This is a genomic window from Burkholderia lata, from assembly GCF_000012945.1.
GTDB classification, from domain to species: domain Bacteria; phylum Pseudomonadota; class Gammaproteobacteria; order Burkholderiales; family Burkholderiaceae; genus Burkholderia; species Burkholderia lata.
In genome coordinates, this window is the sequence record NC_007510.1 from 2,403,596 (window position 1) to 2,427,860 (window position 24,265).

The window sequence follows — 24,265 nt, forward strand, 5'->3', positions numbered from 1 at the left end:
ACGGCCAATGCCCGGCGCGAGCGGCGCGCAGTCTAGAATAGCGGTTTTGGCCAGTCATTTCCGCCGTGATCCGTTTCAATCAGTTCAGCCTTGCGCGCGGCACCAAGCCGCTGTTCGAGTCGACCTCCTTCGTGCTCAATCCCGGCGAGAAAGCCGGCCTGATCGGCGCAAACGGCGCCGGCAAGTCGACCCTGTTCTCGGTCCTGCGCGGCGAGTTGCACTCGGACGGCGGCGATTTCTCGATGCCGCCGTCGTGGCGGATCGCCCATGTGTCGCAGGAAACGCCCGCGGTCGACCGTTCGGCGCTCGACTACACGCTCGATGGCGACGCCGCGCTGCGCGAGATCGAGGCGCGTATCGCCGCCGCGTCCGCCGCACATGACGGCGCCGCCGAAGCCGACGCGCACGCGGCGTTCGCCGACGCCGACGGCTACACCGCACCTGCCCGCGCCGAGGCGCTGCTGCTCGGCCTCGGCTTCACGCTCGCGCAGACGCGCGAATCCGTCGCCAGCTTCTCCGGCGGCTGGCGCATGCGCCTGAATCTCGCGCAGGCGCTGATGTGCCGTTCCGACCTGCTGCTGCTCGACGAACCGACGAACCACCTCGACCTCGACGCGATCGTCTGGCTCGAAGACTGGCTGCACCGCTACCCCGGCACGCTCGTCGTGATTTCGCACGACCGCGAATTCCTCGATTCGATCTGCAACGTCACGCTGCACCTGGAAAACCGCCAGGTGAAGCGCTATGGCGGCAACTACTCGCAGTTCGAAGTGCTGCGCGCGCAGCAACTGGCGCTGCAGCAAAGCGCCTACGAAAAGCAGCAGAAGACGATCGAGCACCTGCAGAGCTTCGTCGACCGCTTCAAGGCCAAGGCGACCAAGGCCAAGCAGGCGCAGAGCCGGATGAAGGCGCTCGAGAAGATGGAGCTGATCGCGCCCGCGCACATCGCGTCGCCGTTCACGTTCGAATTCCGCATGCCCGATGCCGCGCCGAACCCGATGATGGTGATGGAAGACGTCCGCTGCGGCTACCACGCCGACGGCGGAGCGGAAATCCCGATCGTCGAGCGCGTCGCGCTGTCGATCCAGAACGGCCAGCGCATCGGCCTGCTCGGCGCGAACGGCCAGGGCAAGTCGACGCTGATCAAGACGCTGGCCGGTACGCTCGCGCCGCTGTCGGGGCACGTCCGCGACGGCAAGGGGCTGACGATCGGCTATTTCGCGCAGCACCAGCTCGAAACGCTGCGCGAGGACGATTCGCCGCTCGCGCATCTGGCGCGGCTCGCGCCCGACACGCGCGAGCAGGAGCTGCGCGACTTCCTCGGCGGCTTCAACTTCTCGGGCGACATGGCGACCACCCCGGTCGGGCCGTTTTCGGGCGGTGAAAAGGCTCGCCTCGCGCTCGCGCTGATCATCTGGCAGAAGCCGAACCTGCTGCTGCTCGACGAACCGACCAACCACCTCGACCTCGAAACCCGTCATGCGCTGACGATGGCGCTCGCGCAGTTCGAAGGCACGCTGATCCTCGTCTCGCACGACCGCCACCTGCTGCGCGCGACGACCGACCAGTTCATGCTGGTCGCGAAGCACCGGCTGCAGCCGTTCGACGGCGACCTCGACGACTACCGCGACTGGCTGCTGCAGCACGCGGCCGAGCAGCGCGCCGCCGCGAAGGCCGACAGCGCGGCTTCATCGGGCGCGGGCGCCGCGGCCAATCGCAAGGACCAGAAGCGTCAGGCCGCCGAGGAGCGGCAGCGCCTGTCGGTGTTGAAGAAGCCGCTGCAGACGCGCATCACGAAGCTCGAAAAGGAAATGGAGACGCTGCACGCGGAGAAGGCGCGCCTCGACACATTCGTCGCCGATCCAGCGAGCTACGAAGCCGAGCGCAAGACGGAACTGACCGATGCGATCCGCAAGCTCGGCGACGTCAACACGCGTCTCGAAACGGTCGAGGCCGACTGGCTCGCCGCGCAGGAAGAGCTCGAGCAGATCGGCTGACAGCCGTCGCGGTGCGGCCGGCCGATACCGATGCGCCGGTCAGCCCGGCATCCCGGCTGCCTTGGAGCAGCGGTACCTTGGTATCGCTGCCCCTCGACAGACCATCGGGCCCTTTGCGGGCCCGGATACGACAAGGCCGGGCGCAAGAGCCCGGCCTGTTCATTCATTACCGTCGTCACTCGGTTCCGCGGCAGTTCGCCAAACCACCGGCTCAACGTCGCGGCAACGTGTCGCGCGGCATCTGCTCGTCGTCGCCCATCAGGTGCCGGCGCCCTTCGGTCGGCCGGCGGATCGCCGCGGCGACTTCCGCTTCCGTCACGTCCTCGGACACGACCTTGCGCGCCAGGCGCCCCTCTTCGTCGATCCATTCGACGATCCGGCATCCGCCGCCCCAGGGCTGGCGAATCGGCTCCGACACGCGGCAGCCACGCAGGTTGTAAAGGCTTCCGCTCGGCGCTTCCCCGTACGATTTCAACATAGGATCCCTTCGCATTGCGCGGTTCGACAATCCGGCAAAGGATAGGGAAAAGCGATGTCCGGCGGGTTACAGAACCCTACATCTTCTTTACAACGAATTACGCGACAGATCGCCCGCGCGCTTGGCCCGGGCGCCTGCCGGGCCGGTTACTCGAGATCGCGCACGCGGTCGATCGCCTGTTCGAGCCGATCGACCGCCATCACGTTCAGCCCTTCGATCGGCTGCTTCGGCGCATTCGCCTTCGGGATCAGCGCGGACGTGAAGCCGAGCTTCGCGGCTTCGCGCAGCCGCTCCTGCCCGCGCGGCGACGGCCGGATCTCGCCCGCCAGCCCCACTTCGCCGAACACGATCAGCCCTTTCGGCAACGCCTTGTTGCGCATCGACGAATGGATCGCGAGCAGCACCGCGAGGTCGGCGGCCGGCTCGGTGATCTTCACGCCGCCAACCGCATTGAGGAACACGTCCTGGTCGAAGCACGCGATGCCCGCGTGCCGGTGCAGCACCGCGAGCAGCATCGCAAGCCGGTTCTGCTCGAGGCCGACCGCGAGCCGGCGCGGGTTCGGCACGTGCGCCGTATCGACGAGCGCCTGGACTTCGACGAGCAGCGGGCGCGTGCCTTCCTGCGTGACGAGCACGCACGAGCCGGGCACGACCTGCTCGTGCTGCGACAGGAACAGCGCGGACGGATTCGCGACGCCGCGCAGCCCGCGCTCGGTCATCGCGAACACGCCGAGTTCGTTGACCGCACCGAAGCGGTTCTTGAACGCACGCACGAGCCGGAACGACGAATGCGTGTCGCCTTCGAAGTACAGCACCGTGTCGACGATGTGCTCGAGCACGCGCGGGCCGGCCAGGTTGCCCTCCTTCGTCACGTGCCCGACCATGATGATCGCGGTGCCCGACTGCTTCGCGATGCGCGTGAGCTGCGCCGCGCACTCGCGCACCTGCGCGACCGAGCCCGGCGCCGACGTGAGCGCTTCCGAATAGACGGTCTGGATCGAGTCGATCACGGCGACATCCGGCCGCTCCGCATCGATCGCGGCCTGGATCTTCTCGAGCTGGATCTCGGCGAGCAGCTTCAGTTCATCCGCCACCGCACCGCCGTCGAGCAGCGCCAGCCGTTGCGCGCGCAACGCGATCTGCGCGGCCGATTCCTCACCGCTGATATAGAGCGCGCGCCGCTCGCTCGCGATGTCCGCGAGCGACTGCAGCAGCAGCGTCGACTTGCCGATGCCCGGATCGCCGCCGATCAGCACGACGCCGCCCGGGACCAGCCCGCCGCCGAGCACGCGGTCGAATTCGCCGATGCCGGTCGAGAAGCGCGGCACGTCGGCCGCTTCGATGTCGACGAGACGTTGTACCGGCGCCCGCTTCGCGAGCGACTGGAACCGATGGGCAGCCGGCGCCTCGGCGACCGATTCAACCAGCGTGTTCCAGGCCTGGCACGACGGGCATTGGCCCTGCCACTTCGGGGTCTGTCCGCCGCACTCGCTGCAGACGTATACGGTTTTCTGTTTGGCCACGCGCGACGCCCTTATTCCGCGCGCACGGGCACGCGGCCGGCGACCGCGCACATCAGCTCGTAACCGATCGTGCCGCAATGGCGGGCGACGTCGTCGATCGGCAGCGCGTTGCCCCACAGCTCGACGCGCGCGCCGACACCGGCCTGCGGGCACGGGGACAGGTCGACGGTGATCATGTCCATCGATACGCGACCGACGATCCGCGTGCGGATGCCGTCGACGATCACGGGCGTGCCTTCGGGCGCGACCCGCGGATAGCCGTCCGCGTAACCGCACGCGACCACGCCGATCCGCATCGGCGCCTGCGCGGAGAACGTCGAGCCATAGCCGATGGCCTGGCCCTTCGCGATCGTCTGCACCGCGATCAGCTCGGACGCGAGCGTCATCGCAGGCTTCAGCCCGGTATCGGCGATGTCGGACGACAACCCGGACGGCGACGCGCCGTACAGCACGATCCCCGGGCGCACCCAATCGAAGTGCGTGTCCGGATGCCACAGCACGGCTGCGGAGTTCGCGAGGCTGCGCGCACCGGCAATGTTTTCCGCGCCGCGCTCGAACGTCGCGAGCTGCTCGGCGACGCCGCGCTCGTTGTCCGCATCCGAAAAATGGGTCATCAACGTGATCTGGCCGATGCCGTGGCACGCGCGGGCGCGCTCCCATGCGGCGCGGTATTTTTCCGGCAGGTAGCCGAGCCGGTTCATCCCGCTGTTCATCTTGAGCTGCACGTTGACGGGCTTCGACAGCCGCGCCGTCTCCAGCATCCGCATCTGCTCGTCGTTGTGGACGGTCGTCGTCAGGCTGTAGCGGTCGATCACGTCGATGTCAGTCGAGCGGAAGAACCCTTCGAGCAACAGGATCGGGCCGGCCCAGCCGAGCTCGCGCAGCTTGACGGCCTCGTCTAGGTCGAGCAGGCCGAAGCCGTCGGTGCCGCGCAGGCCAGGAAACGCGCGGGCGAGACCGTGACCGTACGCGTTGGCCTTGACGACCGCCCAGACCTTGGACGGGCCGGCAAAGCGGCGGACGACGGAGAGATTGTTCGCGAGAGCGGCGGTATGGATGGTGGCGGAGATCGGGCGCGGCATGGGAAATTTACGTAAAGACGCTTGCGAATCATCAGCTTACCGCGCCTTTTGAGCACTGAAGCCGACAATTTGCGGAACGATCGGGGAATCTTGCTAGTCCGAATTGGCGTATTTTCATGTTATAAAGCCGTGCGCACAACCCATTTCGAACGGAATAAGCCGATCGCATACCAGGCGGCCTACGCGGCCCTGCCGCAGCGACGAAAGCATCGCATCAGATGAAAAAAGGTTTTTACACCATCATGGCCGCGCAGTTTTTCTCGTCGCTGGCCGACAATGCGCTCCTCATCGCCGCCATCGCCCTGCTGAAAGACCTCCACGCCCCCAACTGGATGACACCGCTGTTGAAGCTGTTCTTCGTGTTGTCCTATGTGGTGCTGGCGGCCTATGTCGGCGCCTTCGCGGATTCGCGCCCGAAGGGCCGCGTGATGTTCATCACCAATTCGATCAAGGTCGTCGGCTGCATGATCATGCTGTTCGGCGCCCACCCGCTGATCGCGTACGGGATCGTCGGTTTCGGCGCGGCGGCCTACTCGCCCGCGAAATACGGCATCCTCACCGAGCTGCTGCCGGCCGACCGGCTGGTCGCCGCGAACGGCTGGATCGAAGGCACGACCGTCAGTTCGATCATTCTCGGCACCGTGCTGGGCGGTGCGCTGATCAGCCCGCACATCGCGTCGCACGTGATCGCGCACACGCCCGCCTGGATCGGCACGCCCGCCGAAGCGGCGATGGCGATCATCATGGCGATCTACGTGATCGCCGCGCTGTTCAACCTGCGCATCCCCGATACCGGCGCCCGCTACCCGAAGCAGGAACGCGGCCCGGTCAAACTCCTCACCGATTTCGCCGACTGCTTCATGGTGCTGTGGCGCGACAAGCTCGGCCAGATCTCGCTGGCAGTCACGACGCTGTTCTGGGGTGCGGGCGCGACGCTGCAGTTCATCGTGCTGAAGTGGGCTGAAGTGTCGCTCGGCATGTCGCTGTCGGAAGGCGCGATCCTGCAGGCCGTGGTCGCCGTCGGCGTCGCGGCAGGCGCAATCGCTGCCGCCGCCCGAATCCCGTTGAAGAAGTCGCTGTCCGTGCTGCCCGTCGGCATCATCATGGGCATCGCGGTGATGCTGATGGCGTTCTACACGCGCGACCTGTTCCCGTCGCACTGGGCCGTGCACATCGGCCACCTGCGGATGCCCGTGTACCTGATCATCGCGTACATCTTCCTGATGTGCGTCGGCGCGCTGTCCGGCTACTTCGTCGTTCCGATGAACGCGCTGCTGCAGCATCGCGGCCACGTGCTGCTGTCGGCCGGCCACTCGATCGCGGTGCAGAACTTCAACGAGAACCTGTCGGTGCTCGTGATGCTGTGCCTGTACGCGGTGCTCGTGTGGCTCGACGTGCCGGTCGGCGTCGTGATCGTGCTGTTCGGCACGTTCGTCTGCCTGACGATGTGGCTCGTGATGCGCCGCCACCAGGCGAACCAGCGTCAGTTCGACTCGGTCGCGCTGATCGGCGAATCGCGGCACTGACGCTACACTTCCCGTTTCCGTCCGCCGGCGCCGGTCCTCGAACCGGCGCGTTGCCCTCATGACGCACCCGATACCCAACATCCTGACGATCGCCGGCTCCGATTCGGGCGGCGGCGCAGGCATCCAGGCCGACCTGAAGACCTTTTCCGCGCTCGGCGCGTACGGCGCGAGCGTGATCACGGCGCTGACCGCCCAGAACACGCGCGGCGTGACTGGCGTGCATGCGCCGGATGCGGCATTCGTGACCGCGCAACTCGACGCGGTGTTCGGCGATATCCGCATCGACGCGGTCAAGATCGGCATGCTCGCGAACGCGGCGATCGTGCACGCGGTCGCCGACGCGCTGCGCCGATACGCGCCGCGCTTCGTCGTGCTCGACACGGTGATGATCTCGAAGAGCTCCCACGCATTGCTCGCACCCGACGCCGTCGACGCGTTGCGCGATGCGCTGCTGCCGCTCGCGACGGTCGTGACGCCGAACCTGCCCGAAGCCGCCGCGCTGCTGAACGATGCGCCCGCAACCACCGAAGACGACATGGTCCGGCAAGGTCAGGCCTTGTTACAGACCGGCGCGCGCGCCGTGCTGATGAAAGGCGGCCACCTGCCCGACGTGTCCGCGAGCCCCGACTGGCTCGTTGAATCGACACGCACCGTGCGGCTCGACGGCGTACGCGTGCCGGTCAGCAACACGCACGGCACCGGCTGCACGCTGTCGTCGGCGATCGCCGCGCTGCTGCCGCAGCAGCCCGACCTCGAAAGCGCGGTGCGCGAAGCCAAGACCTACCTGACCGGCGCGATCGCCGCGAGCGGCCACCTCGACGTCGGCCACGGCGTCGGCCCTGTCCATCACTTCCATCGCTGGTGGTGAGCGCCGGCTGACGCGGCGTCAGTGATCCTGCGCCGCGAACGCCTGGGCGCGTACCGGCCAGTCGTCCGGCACGACGAAGCCGCGCGCCATTTCGCGCCACGTGCCGTCACTGCCCTTTTCATGAATGCCGATCAGCGCGGGCGCCTCACGTGCCGTCAGCACGGACGGCAGTTCCAGAGCGGCCGCCAGCGGCTCGGGTTCGAATCCGCTACCGGCGGCAGCCCGTCGCGGCGCGAGCCACGCCAGCCGCGGCAACACGCCCCATGCGACGCCGGCACGTTGCGCGGCCGCCCAGGCCGGCCACTGCGCATGAGTCAGCCAGAAGCCGTGCGGGTGATCCGGCGCGATTTCCGCGGACACCGACGGCAACGGCACGCCGTGCGGATAGAACAACCAGCCCTTGATGAACATCTGCGCATCGGACGGCGCGCCGTAGCCGAGCCGCGCGAACCCGTCGCGATCGCCGAGCCGCAGCTGGTGCTCGAGTAACCGGCGGCGCTTGCGGTCGAACCGGTCGACGAGATTGGGGCCGACGAAATCGGCGAGCGATGCGCCGGCTTGCACCGGCGCGCACAAATAGCACTTCACCGCGAGTTCCCAGTGCAGGCGCTGCCCGTCCGGTGCATCGACGAGAAAATCGACTTCGCCGAGCGTCTTGCCGTTGCTGCGCAGCGGCAGATTGGCCGCGACGAGCCGCAGCGACGGCCCGTGCGTCAGGAAATACTCGAGCAGGCATTCGGCGTAGCGGCCGAGCCGGGTGGGCCGGAAGCCGTCGAGCGCGCGATGCAGCGGCTCGGGCTGCGCATCGAGCGCGGCGAGCCATGCTTCGACGGCCGCCTGTCCGGCCGCATCCAGCCACGGGCGCGCAAGCGGCGCGTCAGGCACCGCGGTGAGCAGGCTCGGGCTGGCCAGCAGCCAGCCCAGATCCCGAACCGCGACGTCGTGCAGCGTATCGACGAATGCGAACGCCGCGCCGGTCGTCATTGTCCGGCCGGTCCGTTCGCGTCGGCGCCCTCGGCACGCTGGAACGTATCGCGCGCGAGGCACAGGTCGGCCCATGCCTTCGACTTGTCCTGCAGGCTGCGCAGCAGGTACGCCGGGTGGTAGGTCACGATCACCGGCACGCCTTCGTACGCATGCACGCGGCCGCGCAGCGACGCAATGCTCGCGTCCGTCTTCAGCAGCGTCTGCGCGGCGAAGCGGCCGAGCGCGACGATCAGCTTCGGCTTCACGAGCGCGACCTGGCGCTGCAGATAGGGCTCGCAACTCGCGACCTCGTCCGGCTCCGGATTGCGGTTGCCGGGCGGGCGACACTTGATCACGTTCGCGATGTACACGTTATCGCCGCGCTTGAGCGACAGCGACTGCAGCATGTTGTCGAGCAGCTTGCCGGCCTGGCCGACGAACGGCTCGCCCTGCTTGTCCTCGTTCTCGCCCGGCGCTTCGCCGATCAGCATCCAGTCTGCTTCACGGTCGCCGACGCCAAACACGGTGTTGGTCCGCTTCTCGCACAGCCGGCAAAGTGTACAGTCCGACACGCGCGCGGCCAGCGCGTCCCAGTCGAGCGCGGCAACCGGCGTACCGACGGGGCGCGATTCGGCCACCGGCACGGGATCACCCGGCGGCGCCGCATCGAACCACGCGAAATCGTCGGGTCCGGCAGGCGGCATGTCGTCCATTGGCGGCATCGTGTCGGTCGACGCGACCGGTGTGGCCGGTGCTGGCGCGCGATCGCCGTCATCGACGCGGCGCGACGGGGCGGCGGCCGGCTCGCGAGCCGGTGAAGCATCGACGCTTCGCGCCACTGCCGGCGGCGCCTCATCCTGTACCGGTGTACGTGCGATCCGCGCAGGTCGTTCGGCCGTGACGGCCGGTGCGGCGTGCGCTTCGGCTGCCGCGTCCTCGTCCGTGCCCGCCTCCGCGCCTTTCCCGCGCCGCACCCAGATCTGCGCGAGGCCCATTTCCTCGAGCGCCGCTTCAGCCCATGCCATGCGCGTCCCCTTCGTCCTTGTTCAACGTCAGACGCATCACGATTGCGTCCTCCCGGCTGCGATGCTTCGCCGGGTAATAATTCTTGCGCCGGCCGATCGTCAAGAAGCCGAAACGCTCGTACAGATGAATTGCGCGCGGATTGGACGGCCGCACCTCGAGCAGCACGCCGTCGAGCCCTTCCGCGCGAGAAATGCGCACGGCCTCGCGCAGCAGCGCCAGGCCCGCGCCCGCGCACTGCGCGGCCGGCGCGACGCACAGGTTCAGCAGGTGCATCTCGTCGACCACGGGCATCAGCACGCAATAGCCGATCAGCGAACCCGTCACGTGCCGCAGGCACACGCCCTGGTAGCCGTTGCGCAACGAATCCTCGAAATTGCCGCGGCTCCACGGAAATTCGTACGCGACGTGCTCGATCGCGACGACCTCGTCGAGATCGGCATCCGTCATCGGCGCCAGATAGCGATCGCTCAGCAGTACACCCGTCATCCCTTCGCTCCGCCCGTCTGCGCGGCCCGTGCCGCGACGCGCTCGGCGGTGGTCTGCGCAACCTTGTCGCGCACGTACTCCGGCGCGGCCTGATCGGCCGGCACCGTGCGGCCGGCGCGGAACGCGCGCAGGGCGGCGTGGGCGACCGCCAGCGCATGCGGCATTGCGTCGCTGTCGATCACGGCCGCGTGCGCCGCAGCCGGCAACTGCGCGCCGAACGCGGCGGCCGCATTGCCCGCGAGCGTGAACGGCGCATCGGGCACGCCGACGGCGCCCGGCGCATCGAGCGAAGCCGGATGCAGCGTGCGCCAGTCGCCGGTGCTGTCGTCCCACGCGAAATCCGCCCAGTAGGCTTCATCCATCCGCGCATCCAGCGCGGCCAGCACGCGGGTCGTGCCGGGCGCGCGCAGCCGCGCGTGCTCGGCGCACGCGAGCAGCGTGCCGATCGGCACGACCGGCAGCCCGCCCCCGAACGCGAGGCCCTGGGTAATGCCCGTCGCGGTGCGCAGGCCCGTGAACGAACCGGGGCCCGCGCCGAACGCGATCGCGTCGCAATCGGCGAGCGTCAGCCCCGATTCGGCGAAAAGCGCCTGGATGGCCGGCAGCACGCGCGTGCTCGACACGGCGCCCGTCAGCTCGTGGCGGACCCAGGTTTGCGGGGTGGAAACGGCGTCATCGGCGTGGGCCGAGCGCAGCAGCGCGACCGAGCAGTATTCGGTCGACGTATCGATGGCGAGGAGCACTGTTTGCGTCATGGACGACATTGTAATGCGGCGCCCCGCTCCCACGGGCGATCGGGCCCGATCCGTGCGTGCGCGCTTAGCCGGGTGGCGGTTTGGAAGGATCGCTCGACCCCGCGCGGCGGTCCGCTTGTTAAGATCGCCCGACCTGAAACCCTTACGGAGACACCCGATGAGCGAACTCACCGCCCAATTCGACCAGGCCCAGATCGACGTCAAGCAACTGACGGAACGTCCGGGCAACCTGACCCTGCTGCGCCTGTACGCCCTCTTCAAGCAGGCGACCGACGGCGACGCCCACGGCGACAAGCCGGGCTTCACCGACATCGTCGGCAAATACAAGTACGACGCATGGGATGCGCTGAAGGGCACGTCGCAGGATGCGGCAAAGCAGCAGTACATCGAACTCGTCGAATCGCTGAAGAACGGCACGGCTTCCTGACCGAATTGCCCCCTGCCGCAATAGGCAATCAAATCAGTGGCGCGGCGCAGCAAATCTCTTTATAATGCTGGCTGCGTCACCCCCGCGCTCGGCTCGCAAGCCGTTCCGGCCTGACGCCTCGTAGCGTTAAGCTCCAATCCGGTTTAGAACCTGTCCCCTCCTGCTTCGACCTTCGCGGTCGTCACTTATCAGGCTGGCGGCCCCGCTCCTGAAGCGCGCCGCACCCAAAACAGCTTCTAACGCCTCATCCGCCGACGGTTCGGCGGATTGCACCCCCGTTTCCCGATTTGCTCGCTGAATCCGACGACTTGGGTATGCGCGATTGGCGCCGACGTTTCACCCACTGTGTTTCAAGGATTGTTATGACTTCGAGCATCAACTCCAGCCCGCTCAACGCGATCGCCGACCAGGCGCTCGGTCTCGACGACGCCGCCGTACCGGCCGCGGTCGAACCGGCGTCGGACGAGCCGAACTTCGCGTCGCTCGGGTTGTCGCCGGAGATCGTCTCCGCGCTGCAGGCCGCCGGCTATGTGAAGCCGACGCCGGTCCAGCAGCGCGCGATTCCGGCCGGCATCGCCGGCCGTGACCTGCTGGTCTCGAGCCCGACCGGTTCGGGCAAGACTGCTGCATTCATGCTGCCCGCGATCGAACGTTTCGCGCAGCTCCAGAAGACGCAAGCGCAGCAACCGCGCGCGCCGCGTGAACCGAACCAGGGCGACCGCCGTGCGCGCCGCCCGCAACCCGTCGCGCGCCCGGGCCTGCTCGTGCTGACGCCGACCCGTGAACTCGCGATGCAGGTCACCACGGCCGCAACGACCTACGGCAAGCACCTGAAGCGCCTGCGCACGGTCAGCATTCTCGGCGGCGTCGCCTACGGCCAGCAGCTGATGCTGCTCGCGAAGAACCCCGAAATCCTGGTCGCCACACCGGGCCGTCTGCTCGACCACCTCGAGCGTGGCCGCATCGACCTGTCCGAGCTGAAGATGCTCGTGCTGGACGAAGCCGACCGCATGCTCGACATGGGCTTCATCGACGACATCGAAACGATCGTCGCCGCCACGCCCGAGTCGCGCCAGACGATGCTGTTCTCGGCCACGCTCGACGGCAAGATCGGTTCGCTGACGAGCCGCCTGCTGAAGGATCCGGAACGCATCGAGATCCAGCAGCGCCTCGAGTCGCGCGCGAACATCGCGCAGACCGTGCACTACGTCGACGACCGCGACCACAAGGATCGCCTGCTCGATCACCTGCTGCGCGACGACGCGCTCGACCAGGCGATCATCTTCACGGCGACCAAGATCGACGCCGACCAGCTCGCCGGCCGTCTTGCCGATGCAGGCTTCGAATCGGCTGCGCTGCACGGCGACCTGCCGCAGGGCGCGCGTAACCGCACGATCCGTGCGCTGCGCGAGCGCCGTGTGCGCGTGCTGGTGGCCACCGACGTCGCGGCACGCGGCATCGACATCCCGGGCATCACGCACGTGTTCAACTACGACCTGCCGAAGTTCGCGGAAGACTACGTGCACCGTATCGGCCGTACCGGCCGTGCGGGCCGTTCGGGCACGGCAGTGAGCCTCGTGCACCACGCCGAGCAAGGCGCGCTCAAGCGCATCGAGCGCTTCGTGCGCGCGCCGCTGCCGGTCAACGTGATCGAAGGTTTCGAGCCGCGCAAGGCGCCCCCGCGCAACGGCGGCAACGGCGGCCGCGGCCGTCCGGGCGGCGGTAACGGCGGTCGTCGTTTCGGCGGCAAGCCGGGCGGCGGCTATGGTGGCAACGGTAACGGCAACGGCCGCAGCTACGGCGGCGGCAATGGCGGTGGCTGGAGCGGCAAGCCGGGCGGCAGCCGTGACGGCGGCCCGCGTCGCGACGGCCAACGTAGCGGCGGCCCGCGTCGCAGCAATTCCGCGTCGTAAGCACGCACGAGCGGCCACTACGGCCGCTCACGGAGGGCAGACCCGCGGATAACCGCCCCTGCCCGTCCAGCCAACCGGCGCATCTGCGCCGGTTTTTTTTCGCCCCGCCCCACATTTCACGATGCGGAAAATTTTTTTGTGTCGTAAAAAATCATGCTGCGCGGCACAACCCGGACGATTGCGGGATGGGAAAAAGCATTTCTTATCCCGAAATTACAATTTCAAGATATTGATTTAAAACAACTAAAAATTTACCCCACTCCCCGGAAAGCCCCCTGTCCCGCTCCGGTCGATTTGCCTAGACTCTTATACAAGACCTCACGAACCGGAATCCACCGCTCCCGGCTTCGAGAACAGCGTCACCACCGTCAGATTCAATCCATCAGGCATCGCACCGCATCAAGGAGCTCATCATGTCGCGTCAGCAACAGGCACAGGAACTGCAACAGCAATGGGAATCCGATCCGCGCTGGAAAGGCATCAAGCGCAGCTACACAGCTGAGGACGTGGTCCGCCTGCGTGGTTCGATCCCGATCGAGCACACGCTCGCCAAGCGCGGTGCGGAAAAGCTGTGGAGCCTTGTCAACAACGAGCCGTTCGTCAACGCACTCGGTGCACTGACCGGCAACCAGGCGATGCAGCAGGTGAAGGCCGGCCTCAAGGCCATCTACCTGTCCGGCTGGCAAGTGGCCGGCGACGCGAACGTCGCGGGCGAAATGTACCCGGACCAGTCGCTCTACCCGGCAAACTCGGTGCCGCTCGTCGTGAAGCGCATCAACAACACGCTGACGCGCGCCGACCAGATCCAGTGGTCGGAAGGCAAGAACCCGGGCGACGAAGGCTACGTCGATTTCTTCGCACCGATCGTCGCTGACGCGGAAGCCGGTTTCGGCGGCGTGCTGAACGCATTCGAACTGATGAAGGCGATGATCGAATCCGGCGCATCGGGCGTCCACTTCGAGGACCAGCTCGCGTCGGTGAAGAAGTGCGGCCACATGGGCGGCAAGGTGCTCGTGCCGACGCGTGAAGCGGTCGCGAAGCTGTCGGCTGCACGTCTCGCGGCCGACGTGATGGGCACGTCGACCCTGCTGGTCGCCCGCACCGACGCGGAAGCAGCCGACCTGATCACGTCCGACGTCGACGACAACGACAAGCCGTTCCTGACGGGCGAGCGCACGGTCGAAGGCTTCTTCCGCACGAAGCCGGGCATCGAGCAGGCGATCTCGCGCGGTCTCGCGTACGCGCCGTACGCCGACCTCGTCTGGTGCGAAACGGGCAAGCCGGATCTCGAGTACGCGAAGAAATTCGCGGAAGCGATCCACAAGCAGTTCCCGGGCAAGATGCTGTCGTACAACTGCTCGCCGTCGTTCAACTGGAAGAAGAACCTCGACGACGCGACGATCGCGAAGTTCCAGAAGGAACTCGGCGCGATGGGCTACAAGTTCCAGTTCATCACGCTGGCTGGCTTCCATGCGCTGAACTACTCGATGTTCAACCTCGCGCACGGCTATGCCCGCACGCAGATGAGCGCGTTCGTCGAACTGCAGCAGGCCGAATTCGCGGCAGCGGACAAGGGCTTCACGGCCGTCAAGCACCAGCGCGAAGTCGGCACCGGCTACTTCGACGCCGTGACGCAGACGGTCGAGCGCGAAGCATCGACGACCGCGCTGCACGGCTCGACCGAAGATGAGCAGTTCTTCGACGGCAAGAAGGTCGCGTAAGCAGAACAGCACGACGCGCCACGCGTCATGCCGATGCCCGCCCCGCCTCGCGACGGCGCGGCATCGGCCACCGGACAACAATCAGGGAGGAGACGGCAGGCGCGCGATACCGATCGCGCGACCGGCCGCGCGGCCTGCGGGCCGCCAGCAACGACGCGCGCCGGCTCCGTCCGGCGCGCCCTTTTTCCAGGGCGCCGCCCTACCGATAGACGATCACCGGAATTTTCGTATGGGTCAGCACGCGCTGCGTCTCGCTGCCGATCAGCAAGCTGCCGAGCCCGCGGCGTCCGTGGGACGCCATGAAGATCACGTCGCAGCCGCCGCGTTCGGCCGCCTCGATGATGCCGAGATACGGCGACGGATGCACGCTCGTCCAGGTATCGCAATCGACGCCAGCCGCCTTCGCGGCCGATTCGACCTCGTCGAGGTGAGTGCGCGCCTCGCGTTCGCTGCGCGCCCGGAAATCGGCGGGCGGCTCGATGATCACTTCGGAAAACGGCGAGTACGGATACTGCGGCAGGCACGCATAGGCCGTGACCCGCGCGCCGACCGCGCGCGCCAGGTCGATCGCACCGTCAATCGCCTTCTGCGACAGTTCGGAACCGTCGGTTGGAACGAGGATGTGCCGGAACATCGCGCCCTCCTTCGTCAATCGCACTCCGCACGTCGCGATCCCATCCGAGCCGGCCGCGACGCGTCGGACATGCCTCCTACGAGTGTAGTGCGCGAAACCGCCCAACCGGCGCCGGCAGCGGGTTCGCCCTCATATCGGAAACGCGCGGGCATGCACGACTTACTCGCCCCAATATCCGGGCTGTTCGTAGGTGTGCTTCAGGTAATCGAGAAACAGCCGCACGCGCAACGGCAGATGCCGGCGTTGCGGAAACACCGCATGGATGCCGATCGGCGGGGCCGCGAATGCGTCGAGCACGCTGACGAGCCGGCCGGCCGCGATGTCGTCGCCGACCTCCCACCACGAGCGCCATGCGAGCCCGTGGCCGTCGAGGCACCACTCGTGCAGCACCGCGCCGTCCGAGCATTCCATCGTGCCGTTCACGCGGATCGACACGACCTTGTCGTCCTCCTGGAACGCCCAGCCGCGTTGCTGGTTCGCGTTTGCCGCGAGCGCGAGGCAGTTGTGCCTCGCCAGCTCGGCGAGCGTGGCCGGCGTGCCGCGCCGTGCCAGGTACGCGGGAGAAGCGACGCACACGCGGCGATTCTCGCCGAGCTTCAGCGACACGAGCGACGAGTCGGGCAGCTCGCCGAGCCGCACCGCGCAATCGAACCCCTCGTTGACGAGGTCGACCATCCGGTCGGACAGGTCGAGCGTGACCGACACGTCCGGATGGCCGACGCTGAATTCGGGCACGAGCGGTGCAACGTGCCGCCGGCCAAAACCGGCCGGCGCGGAAATGCGCAGGTGGCCGCTCGCCTTGACGCCGCCGGCGGACACGCTCGCCTCCGCGTTCTGCATGTCGTTGATGACGCGCTGGCAATCCTCCAGGAACGCCGAGCCCTCGAACGTCAGCGTGAGCTTGCGCGTCGTGCGCACCAGCAGCTTGACGCCGAGCCGCTCTTCAAGTGCGTCGAGGCGGCGGCCGATGATCGCCGGTGCGACGCCTTCCGCGTGCGCGGCCGCCGACAGGCTGCCCTTCGCCGCGACCGCGGCGAACGTTTCGATCTGCTTGAACCGGTCCATGACTCGCAGGGGCGGCATTGCCGCCCTTCAAATAGCTTAAACCGCTCAAGATTAGGTATATGAAAGTAAAAGATCAAGTGATGTTTAGCGTCTTTTTTAGCACATACGATCACGAATAGAATTCACCTGACCTCTGAAACTGGAGCGCAAGGCTATGTCGGCCACAACGACACTCTCCTCTCCCGACGCAATCCTCTTCGACGCATTCGGCACGTTGTTTGACGTGCGTGCGGTCCTGGCCGCGGCGGAGCAGATGTTTCCCGGTCACGGGGAACGGTTGTCGCAGCTGTGGCGACGCAAGCAAATCGAATACTCGCAGTTGCGCACGCTCGCCGATCCGGCCGGTGCGCGCTATCGCCCGTTCCGGGACATCACGCTCGATGCGCTGCGGTTCGCCGCGCGCCGGCTCGGGCTCGCGCTGAACAGCGCGGCCGAGAAGCGGTTGATGGACGAATACGCATGCTTGTCCACCTATCCCGATACGGTGCCCGCGCTGCGCAAGCTGCGCGCGCTCGACCCGCGCCCGCCGCTCGGCATCCTGTCGAACGGCACGCCGCAGATGCTGGACATCGCGATCAAGAGCGCCGGCATGTCCGGACTGTTCGATCGCGTGCTGTCGGCCGACACCGTGCGCGCGTACAAGCCGAGCCCGGCCGCCTACGCGCTCGGCACCGACGCGTTCGGACCGAACCGGCGCGGCATCGTGTTCGTGTCGTCGAACGCTTGGGACGTCGCCGGCGCCGTCTGGTTCGGCTACACGACGTTCTGGCTCAACCGCACGGGCGCGCCCGCCGAAGAACTCGGCGCGCCGCCCGACGGCACCGGCACCGGCATGGCCGACCTGCTCGCATTCCTCGCCACCCCGGCTCCGTCCGGCAGACCCGCAAACCGCACGCGCCCCAGCCCGGGTGCATGACGTTCGCAGCGCTGCCGCCTTCCCCCTTCACCGAAACCGCAACTGACCGACCAAGGAGATGAGACTCATGAGCACCCCGATCACGCTGCCGCAAGGCATGGCGATCACCGGCGAAATCAAGCCGGGTTACGAAGCAATCCTGACGCCTGAAGCGCTCGAACTCGTCGCAGCGCTGCACCGCACGTTCGAGCCGCGCCGCCAGGCGCTGCTGCAGGCGCGCGTGGAGCGCACGAAACGCCTCGACGCGGGCGAACGCCCCGACTTCCTGGCCGAGACGAAGGCGATCCGCGAAGGCGACTGGAAGGTCGCGCCGCTGCCGGCCGACCTGCAATGCCGTCGTGTCGAGATCACGGGCCCCGTCGAGCGCAAGATGATCATCAACGCGCTGAACTCGGGCGCGGATTCGTACATGACGGACTTCGAGGATTCGAACGCGCCGAGCTGGACGAACCAGATCGACGGCCAGATCAACCTGAAGGACGCGGTGCGCCGCACGATCTCGCTCGAGCAGAACGGCAAGTCGTACCAGCTGAACGACAAGGTCGCGACGCTGATCGTGCGTCCGCGCGGCTGGCACCTCGACGAGAAGCACGTGACGGTCGACGGCCAGCGCGTCTCCGGCGGCATTTTCGATTTCGCGCTGTTCCTGTTCCACAACGCGAAGGAACTGCTCGCGCGCGGCTCGGGCCCGTACTTCTACCTGCCGAAGATGGAGAGCCATCTCGAGGCACGCCTGTGGAACGACATCTTCGTCGCCGCGCAGGAAGGCGTCGGCGTGCCGCGCGGCACGATCCGCGCGACGGTGCTGATCGAGACGATCCTCGCCGCGTTCGAGATGGACGAGATCCTGTACGAACTGCGCGAACACAGCTCGGGCCTGAACGCCGGCCGCTGGGACTACATCTTCTCGGCCATCAAGAAGTTCAAGAACGACCGCGACTTCTGCCTCGCCGAGCGTTCGAAGATCACGATGACCGTGCCGTTCATGCGCGCGTATGCGCTGCTGCTGCTGAAGACCTGCCACAAGCGCAACGCGCCGGCGATCGGCGGGATGAGCGCGCTGATCCCGATCAAGAACGATCCGGAAGCGAACGACAAGGCGATGGGCGGCGTGCGCTCGGACAAGCAGCGCGACGCGACCGACGGCTACGACGGCGGCTGGGTCGCGCACCCGGGCCTCGTGCCGATCGCGATGGAAGAGTTCGTCAAGGTGCTCGGCGACAAGCCGAACCAGATCGCGAAGCAGCGCGACGACGTGCAGGTCGAAGGCAAGAACCTGCTCGACTTCCAGCCCGAAGCGCCGATCACCGAAGCCGGCCTGCGCAACAACATCAACGTCGGCATCCACTACCTCGGCGCATGGCTCGACGGCAACGGCTGCGTGCCGATCCACAACCTGATGGAAGATGCGGCCACGGCCGAAATCTCCCGCTCGCAGGTGTGGCAATGGATCCGCTCGCCGAAGGGTGTGCTCGACGACGGCCGCAAGGTCACCGCCGAACTCGTGCGTGAACTCTCGAAGGCCGAGCTGGACAACGTGAAGCGCTCGGTCGGCGGCAACACGCAGCCGTACGAGCGCGCCGCGGCGATCTTCGAGCAGATGTCGACGTCGGAAGGCTTCACCGAATTCCTGACGCTGCCGCTGTACGAGGAAATCTGACGTCGCTGCCCGCTACGATCGGAGCCGGCCCTGCGTCGGCGCCGGTCGGATGCGATGACGGCATCAAAAAAAGCGCCCCGAGGGGCGCTTTTTCATTTGCGGCAGGATCGGATACCGCGGCTGCCACGCGACCGGTCAGATGGCTTCCCGCTCGCGCCGGTGCTGAACCCAGTCGCCCGACGCAATGCGCGGATGCCCGGCTATCGCGTGCGCGGCGACCGGATAGTAAAGGCACGCGTACTGCCGGCCGCCGAGCTCGACGGTCACGTCTTCCGGCTTGAACAGCGAGTCGACGCCCGGATACACGCGCTCGATCTCGTCGAGCACGGGAACGAGCAGGTCGTCGACTTCGTAGACGTCGCCCCAGACCAGCGACTTGCCGGCCGACCCGGCAATCATTCCCGGATACGTACCGAAATCGTACAGTTCGCCCAGCAACGCGGCGGCGCCGAGCAGCGTCGGCGCGGCGATCCCGTGCCTGGCAGCCGCGTGGCCGATGTCGTTGGCCTCCCCGTTTCTCAGGGTGCCGTAGACGAATACGTAACGCATCGTGGTTCTCCTCTTTGATTCGTATGTTGCCGTGCTCGCGCGCGATTCGTGGCGAAATCGCCCGCGCATCGATAGACCACGATACCGGCCCGATGGTTCGAACCCGCACGCGCGCCCGGCCCCGCGGCGGTCCCGAAATCGCCTGGTGCCCACACAAAGTTCATTTGAACGCGGCATGATCGCCCGACAAACCGCCGCATGCGCTTTCGCGGCGCCTTCTACAATAACGGCATCGCCGCCGCGCTGCCCGAATCGTTCATGAACCCGCCGTTCCAAGCCGACGTACCGAATCCGTACGTCATCGACATTCCGCCCGAATTCGCGCCGACCGCCGTCCATCCGATGCGCGTGCGCGCACGGCAGGTCAATACCGGGTATCGCATCCCGCTGCATACGCATGCGTGGGCGCAGCTCGCGTACGCATCGCGCGGCGTGCTGCGCGTCGCGACCACCGGCACGACCTGGATGGTGCCGCCGTCCCGCGCGATCTGGGTGCCGCCGCGCGTGACGCACGAGGTCGTGATCGTCGAAGAGGCGTATCTGCGCACGCTGTATATCGATGAGTCGATCGTGCCGGAGGGGCTCGACGCGTGCCGCGTCGTCGAAGTGACGGGGCTGCTGCGCGAACTGATCGTCGCACTCGACGCGCGCGACCTGAGTACCCCGCGCGAGCGCCTGCTGTGCGGGCTGGTGCTCGACGAGCTGACCCACGCCGAACCGCTGCCGCTCGCCGTGCCGATGCCCGACGAAAAAAGGCTGCGCATGCTGTGCGAAGCGGTCCTCGCGCACCCGGCGCACGCGGAGTCGCTCGAGCATTGGGCCAGTGAGGTCGGCGCGAGCACACGCACGATTTCGCGGCTCTTCAAGCAGGAACTGGGGGTGAGCTTTTCGCAGTGGCGCCAACAGGCGCTGCTGGCGCGGGCCATTCCGCTGCTGAACCAGGGACGCCCGCTGTCGCATATCGCGCGCGAACTCGGCTACCAGAGCCAGAGCGCCTTTTCGGCGATGTTCCGGCGTGCCTTCGGCGAAAGCCCGCGCGCATTCATGCTGCGCGGCTACGAGCATCGCGGCCCGGAAGGCAGCCTCGCGGACGACGAAACCCCGGACGACGACACGATCGACGCTGTCCGCTGAACGCCCGGCTACGGATCGTCAGGTCATCACACCGGCCGCACCATGTGGCGGATCGAGCCAAGTTGCGCGAGCCGCGACCCGGCAACCTGATAGCCCATGCGCAAGTAGAGACGCGCGGCAGGATTGTCGACGAACACGCGCAGTTGCAGTTCATGCAGCCCGCGCGCACGCGCCCAGCGGTGCGACATGTCGAGCATGTAGGTGCCGGCGCCGTGCCCGCGATGGCCGGCCGCGATCTGGACGTCGCGGATGTGCAGCGAGTCGCCCTCTTCGGTCACACGCAGCACGCCGATGCGCTCACCGTCGGCCTCGAGGATGAAGTTCTCGGATTCGCGCCAACTGGCGTAAAACAGGTCGCTGCGCCACACGAGCCCATGGCGCTTGTAATAGCCGCCCATGTTGCCGTGCGTCAGCGCTTCGGCAAACGGAAAATCGCCGGCTTCCGCGGGCCGGAGCTGATACAGGAGTCGCAGGTCGGTCGGATCGAGCATCACGCAGGGGTCAAGAACGCATCCCGCCACGATAGCGCAGTCGCGTGCGGATGCAATCGCGGATTTCTCGTAGCGGCTCGACGCCGGATGACCGGCGGTTACGCGCCCGCCGGCGAGCGCAACCGGAAATACAAATGAAAAAGCCCGCGCAAGGCGGGCTTCTTCATTTTCTGGCGGAGCGGACGGGACTCGCCTACATCCCGCAGGCCGCGGCTGCGCTTGCAAGCGCAGCCCTTCGAGTCCCGCCGGAAGCCGCGCAGGCGGCTTCCTCCACTCCGCAGTCACGCGCCCGCAAGCGGGCGCAACGAACGATACAAATGAAAAAGCCCGCACAAGGCGGGCTTCTTCATTTTCTGGCGGAGCGGACGGGACTCGAACCCGCGACCCCCGGCGTGACAGGCCGGTATTCTAACCGACTGAACTACCGCTCCAGTCTTGCTTCTTGCCTGGCAGGCGTCGGTTACTTCCTGCCGGCGCATCGTTTGTTCGAACGACGCCGAAATCTGGCGTCCCCTAGGGGATTCGAACCCCTGTACTCACCGTGAAAGGGTGATGTCCTAGGCCTCTAGACGAAGGGGACAACGTACTGCTTACATCCTTAATGCAAAAGCCCGTTCAAAAATCGTTCTTTGAACGGGCTTCGTTCTGGCGGAGCGGACGGGGCTCGAACCCGCGACCCCCGGCGTGACAGGCCGGTATTCTAACCAACTGAACTACCGCTCCAGCTTTCTTACTTCCACCTGCAGGACACCGTCACGTTCCTGCACGTGTTGCGACACTTCTACGAAACGCCGCTGAATCTGGCGTCCCCTAGGGGATTCGAACCCCTGTACTCACCGTGAAAGGGTGATGTCCTAGGCCTCTAGACGAAGGGGACAACGTACTGCCTACATCTTTAATACAAAAGCCCGCTCAAAAACGTCTTGAACGGGCTTCGTTCTGGCGGAGCGGACGGGACTCGAACCCGCGACCCCCGGCGTGACAGGCCGGTATTCTAACCGACTGAACTACCGCTCCAGCTTTCTTACCCCCACCTGCAGGACGTCGGTTACGTTCCTGCAAGCGTTGCGACATTTCTACGAAACGCCGCTGAATCTGGCGTCCCCTAGGGGATTCGAACCCCTGTACTCACCGTGAAAGGGTGATGTCCTAGGCCTCTAGACGAAGGGGACAAAATCTTTTCAGATCTGTCTGACTTTCGCTATTCACTTTTCAATCAACAGCGAAGGCCGAAATTCTAACTGCTTTGAATCATTTTGTGAAGCATTTATTACTACCGCTGCTTCGCAAATCAACTCAGCTTGTTCTGATGGTGGAGGTAAGCGGGATCGAACCGCTGACCTCTTGCATGCCATGCAAGCGCTCTCCCAGCTGAGCTATACCCCCTTGCAGAACAGAAATGAGATTATATGGAGCTACTTTGAACTTGTAAATACCCTTTTTGCGATTCGAGCGAAATTTTTTGCGAAGCTGCCGCGATGTCACGCACAGGCAGCTTCGCTCGCCCTCGAACCTCAGGCCAGCGCGGCCTCGATGCGCGACACCACGACATCGCGACCGAACAGCACGAGCACCGCATCGATCGACGGCGTGTGCGTCGTACCGGCCACCAGCAGGCGCACCGGCATCGCGAGTTGCGGCATCTTCAGCTTGTGCGTGCCGAGCGTCGCCTTCAGCGCGGCGGACACGGCCTCCTTGGTCCAGTCGGCCGCCTTCAGCGCAGCGACGAGATCGGCCAGCGCCGGACGCACCACATCGGTCACGTGCTGTGCAAGCGCATCGGCTTCCGGTGCCGGCACACGATAGAACATCGTGGCGCCTTCCGCGATCTCCTTGACCGTCGTCGCGCGATCCTTCATCAGCCCGACCACCGCTTCGAGCGCAGGGCCCGTCGCGATCGCCGCATCGTCGATGCCGAGGGCGGCGAGGAACGGCTTCGCCAGCTCGGCGAGGCGCGCGTTGTCCGCTTCCTTGATGTAATGCGCGTTCAGCCAGCTCAGCTTGCTGTGGTCGTACTGCGCGGGCGACTTGCCGAGATGCTCGAGATCGAACCATTCGACGAACTGCTCGCGCGAGAAGATCTCGGCGTCGCCGTGCGACCAGCCGAGGCGCGCGAGATAGTTGACGACGGCTTCAGGCAGGAAGCCCGCGTCGCGGTACGCCATCACGCTCATCGCGCCATGGCGCTTGCTCATCTTCTCGCCCTGCTCGTTCAGCACGGTCGGCAGGTGCGCGTAGACGGGCGGCTCGCCGCCGAGCGCATTCAGGATGTTGATCTGGCGCGGCGTGTTGTTCACGTGGTCATCGCCACGGATCACGTGCGTTATGCCCATGTCCATGTCGTCCACCACCACGCAGAAGTTGTAGATCGGCGTGCCGTCCGGGCGCGCGATCACGAGGTCGTCGAGCTCTTCATTCGAGATCTCGACACGCCCCTTCACGGCGTCGTCCCACACGACCGTGCCGGTCAGCGGATTGCGGAAGCGCAGCACCGGCTTCACGCCGGCCGGCGGCTCCGGCAGCACCTTGCCGGGCTCCGGACGCCACGTGCCGTCATAGCGCGGCTTCAGGCCGGCCTCGCGCTGGCGTTCGCGCAGCGCGTCGAGTTCCTCGGCCGACATGTAGCACGGGTACGCGAGGCCCTTTTCGAGCATCTGCGCGATCACCTCGCGATAGCGGTCCATCCGCTGCATCTGATAGATCGGGCCTTCGTCGAAATCCAGGCCGAGCCACTGCATCCCATCGAGGATCGCGTCGACTGCTTCCTGCGACGAGCGCTCGACGTCGGTATCCTCGATGCGCAGCACGAACGTGCCCTTCATCTTGCGGGCGAACGCCCACGGATAGAGTGCGGAGCGGATGTTGCCGAGGTGGATGAAGCCGGTGGGGCTCGGCGCGAAGCGGGTACGGACAGGACGGGTCATAAACGGTAACTCGAACGCCTGGGGCGCATGAATGATTCGACGCGGGATCGACGGCGGCAGCCCGGACAGCAACGGGGCCGGCGACGCCCGGAACGGGAAAGAAGCCGGAATTATACTCGCGCCG

The 24,265-nt window shown here is 66.4% G+C and carries 21 protein-coding genes and 7 tRNA genes; 9 read left to right on the forward strand and 19 right to left on the reverse strand.

Annotated elements, in window-relative coordinates:
• Positions 1 to 65 precede the first annotated feature (65 nt).
• Positions 66 to 1,997, forward strand: coding sequence for an ATP-binding cassette domain-containing protein (locus BCEP18194_RS16795; RefSeq protein WP_011352476.1), 1,932 nt, complete (start codon positions 66 to 68; stop codon positions 1,995 to 1,997).
• A gap of 211 nt (positions 1,998 to 2,208) precedes the next feature.
• Here the strand turns inward: BCEP18194_RS16795 and BCEP18194_RS16800 are convergent, their stop codons facing one another.
• From BCEP18194_RS16800 to alr, 3 genes are all read right to left on the reverse strand, one after another.
• Entirely contained in the window at positions 2,209 to 2,475 is a 267-nt protein-coding gene (locus BCEP18194_RS16800; protein ID WP_011352477.1) for a DUF2866 domain-containing protein, read from the reverse strand.
• Between the two features lie 146 nt (positions 2,476 to 2,621).
• Positions 2,622 to 3,998 carry a DNA repair protein RadA gene (gene radA, locus BCEP18194_RS16805; RefSeq protein ID WP_011352478.1) on the reverse strand — a complete coding sequence of 459 codons (1,377 nt, stop codon included), beginning with the start codon at positions 3,996 to 3,998 and terminating at the stop codon, positions 2,622 to 2,624.
• Positions 3,999 to 4,009: 11 nt separating this feature from the next.
• Positions 4,010 to 5,080, reverse strand: a complete 1,071-nt coding sequence (gene alr, locus BCEP18194_RS16810; protein ID WP_011352479.1) for an alanine racemase — start codon at positions 5,078 to 5,080, stop codon at positions 4,010 to 4,012.
• A 218-nt stretch (positions 5,081 to 5,298) separates the two neighbouring features.
• Between alr and lplT the strand changes: the two genes are divergently transcribed.
• On the forward strand, positions 5,299 to 6,606 hold the full coding sequence (gene lplT / locus BCEP18194_RS16815) for a lysophospholipid transporter LplT (protein WP_011352480.1): 1,308 nt from the start codon (positions 5,299 to 5,301) through the stop codon (positions 6,604 to 6,606).
• A gap of 58 nt (positions 6,607 to 6,664) precedes the next feature.
• Positions 6,665 to 7,474, forward strand: a complete 810-nt coding sequence (gene thiD, locus BCEP18194_RS16820; protein WP_011352481.1) for a bifunctional hydroxymethylpyrimidine kinase/phosphomethylpyrimidine kinase — start codon at positions 6,665 to 6,667, stop codon at positions 7,472 to 7,474.
• An 18-nt stretch (positions 7,475 to 7,492) separates the two neighbouring features.
• On the opposite strand, the gene BCEP18194_RS16825 is transcribed toward thiD, so the two are convergent.
• The 4 genes from BCEP18194_RS16825 to tsaB are packed head-to-tail and all read right to left on the reverse strand — an operon-like array spanning position 7,493 to position 10,716.
• Complete coding sequence (locus BCEP18194_RS16825) at positions 7,493 to 8,458, reverse strand: DUF1853 family protein (protein WP_011352482.1); 966 nt, start codon at positions 8,456 to 8,458, stop codon at positions 7,493 to 7,495.
• A complete protein-coding gene (locus BCEP18194_RS16830) occupies positions 8,455 to 9,465 on the reverse strand; it encodes a uracil-DNA glycosylase (protein WP_011352483.1) in 1,011 nt (336 codons plus the stop codon). Before BCEP18194_RS16830 ends, BCEP18194_RS16825 begins: the two co-directional genes overlap by 4 nt.
• Complete coding sequence (gene rimI / locus BCEP18194_RS16835) at positions 9,452 to 9,952, reverse strand: ribosomal protein S18-alanine N-acetyltransferase (protein ID WP_011352484.1); 501 nt, start codon at positions 9,950 to 9,952, stop codon at positions 9,452 to 9,454. The genes BCEP18194_RS16830 and rimI overlap by 14 nt, the downstream gene beginning before the upstream one ends.
• Positions 9,949 to 10,716 carry a tRNA (adenosine(37)-N6)-threonylcarbamoyltransferase complex dimerization subunit type 1 TsaB gene (gene tsaB, locus BCEP18194_RS16840; RefSeq protein ID WP_011352485.1) on the reverse strand — a complete coding sequence of 256 codons (768 nt, stop codon included), beginning with the start codon at positions 10,714 to 10,716 and terminating at the stop codon, positions 9,949 to 9,951. The genes rimI and tsaB overlap by 4 nt, the downstream gene beginning before the upstream one ends.
• 148 nt (positions 10,717 to 10,864) lie before the next feature.
• On the opposite strand from tsaB, the gene BCEP18194_RS16845 reads away from it, so the two are divergent.
• From BCEP18194_RS16845 to aceA, 3 genes are all read left to right on the forward strand, one after another.
• Positions 10,865 to 11,134, forward strand: a complete 270-nt coding sequence (locus tag BCEP18194_RS16845) for an acyl-CoA-binding protein (protein WP_011352486.1) — start codon at positions 10,865 to 10,867, stop codon at positions 11,132 to 11,134.
• A 362-nt stretch (positions 11,135 to 11,496) separates the two neighbouring features.
• Positions 11,497 to 13,047, forward strand: a complete 1,551-nt coding sequence (locus BCEP18194_RS16850; RefSeq protein WP_011352487.1) for a DEAD/DEAH box helicase — start codon at positions 11,497 to 11,499, stop codon at positions 13,045 to 13,047.
• A 413-nt stretch (positions 13,048 to 13,460) separates the two neighbouring features.
• Entirely contained in the window at positions 13,461 to 14,768 is a 1,308-nt protein-coding gene (aceA, locus tag BCEP18194_RS16855) for an isocitrate lyase (RefSeq protein ID WP_011352488.1), read from the forward strand.
• A 199-nt stretch (positions 14,769 to 14,967) separates the two neighbouring features.
• Here aceA and BCEP18194_RS16860 read toward each other — a convergent pair whose 3' ends face one another.
• Positions 14,968 to 15,402 (reverse strand): universal stress protein, encoded by a 435-nt coding sequence (locus BCEP18194_RS16860; RefSeq protein WP_011352489.1) that lies wholly within the window; start codon positions 15,400 to 15,402, stop codon positions 14,968 to 14,970.
• Between the two features lie 159 nt (positions 15,403 to 15,561).
• On the reverse strand, positions 15,562 to 16,467 hold the full coding sequence (locus tag BCEP18194_RS16865; RefSeq protein ID WP_041492883.1) for a LysR family transcriptional regulator: 906 nt from the start codon (positions 16,465 to 16,467) through the stop codon (positions 15,562 to 15,564).
• Between the two features lie 154 nt (positions 16,468 to 16,621).
• Between BCEP18194_RS16865 and BCEP18194_RS16870 the strand changes: the two genes are divergently transcribed.
• On the forward strand, positions 16,622 to 17,383 hold the full coding sequence (locus BCEP18194_RS16870) for a haloacid dehalogenase type II (protein WP_011352491.1): 762 nt from the start codon (positions 16,622 to 16,624) through the stop codon (positions 17,381 to 17,383).
• 67 nt (positions 17,384 to 17,450) lie between these two features.
• Positions 17,451 to 19,043: a malate synthase A gene (gene aceB / locus BCEP18194_RS16875; RefSeq protein WP_011352492.1), complete on the forward strand. Its 1,593-nt coding sequence runs from the start codon at positions 17,451 to 17,453 to the stop codon at positions 19,041 to 19,043.
• Positions 19,044 to 19,178: 135 nt separating this feature from the next.
• Here aceB and BCEP18194_RS16880 read toward each other — a convergent pair whose 3' ends face one another.
• The gene (locus tag BCEP18194_RS16880; RefSeq protein WP_011352493.1) at positions 19,179 to 19,592 is read right to left on the reverse strand and encodes a gamma-glutamylcyclotransferase family protein; all 414 of its coding nucleotides are present in this window, start codon (positions 19,590 to 19,592) and stop codon (positions 19,179 to 19,181) included.
• A gap of 258 nt (positions 19,593 to 19,850) precedes the next feature.
• On the opposite strand from BCEP18194_RS16880, the gene BCEP18194_RS16885 reads away from it, so the two are divergent.
• The gene (locus BCEP18194_RS16885; RefSeq protein ID WP_041493097.1) at positions 19,851 to 20,726 is read left to right on the forward strand and encodes an AraC family transcriptional regulator; all 876 of its coding nucleotides are present in this window, start codon (positions 19,851 to 19,853) and stop codon (positions 20,724 to 20,726) included.
• 26 nt (positions 20,727 to 20,752) lie between these two features.
• On the opposite strand, the gene BCEP18194_RS16890 is transcribed toward BCEP18194_RS16885, so the two are convergent.
• The 9 genes from BCEP18194_RS16890 to gltX all read right to left on the reverse strand — a co-directional run bounded on the left by BCEP18194_RS16890 (position 20,753) and on the right by gltX (position 24,141).
• Positions 20,753 to 21,217, reverse strand: coding sequence for a GNAT family N-acetyltransferase (locus BCEP18194_RS16890; RefSeq protein ID WP_011352495.1), 465 nt, complete (start codon positions 21,215 to 21,217; stop codon positions 20,753 to 20,755).
• Positions 21,218 to 21,571: 354 nt separating this feature from the next.
• Positions 21,572 to 21,648 (reverse strand) — tRNA-Asp (locus tag BCEP18194_RS16895).
• Positions 21,649 to 21,721: 73 nt separating this feature from the next.
• Positions 21,722 to 21,797: transfer RNA gene (locus tag BCEP18194_RS16900), tRNA-Glu, on the reverse strand.
• Positions 21,798 to 21,863: 66 nt separating this feature from the next.
• A tRNA-Asp gene (locus BCEP18194_RS16905) sits at positions 21,864 to 21,940 on the reverse strand.
• Positions 21,941 to 22,018: 78 nt separating this feature from the next.
• Positions 22,019 to 22,094, reverse strand: a tRNA-Glu gene (locus BCEP18194_RS16910).
• Between the two features lie 63 nt (positions 22,095 to 22,157).
• Positions 22,158 to 22,234: transfer RNA gene (locus tag BCEP18194_RS16915), tRNA-Asp, on the reverse strand.
• Between the two features lie 79 nt (positions 22,235 to 22,313).
• Positions 22,314 to 22,389: transfer RNA gene (locus BCEP18194_RS16920), tRNA-Glu, on the reverse strand.
• Between the two features lie 138 nt (positions 22,390 to 22,527).
• Positions 22,528 to 22,603 (reverse strand) — tRNA-Ala (locus BCEP18194_RS16925).
• A gap of 128 nt (positions 22,604 to 22,731) precedes the next feature.
• Positions 22,732 to 24,141 carry a glutamate--tRNA ligase gene (gene gltX, locus BCEP18194_RS16930; protein WP_041492884.1) on the reverse strand — a complete coding sequence of 470 codons (1,410 nt, stop codon included), beginning with the start codon at positions 24,139 to 24,141 and terminating at the stop codon, positions 22,732 to 22,734.
• Positions 24,142 to 24,265 lie beyond the last annotated feature (124 nt).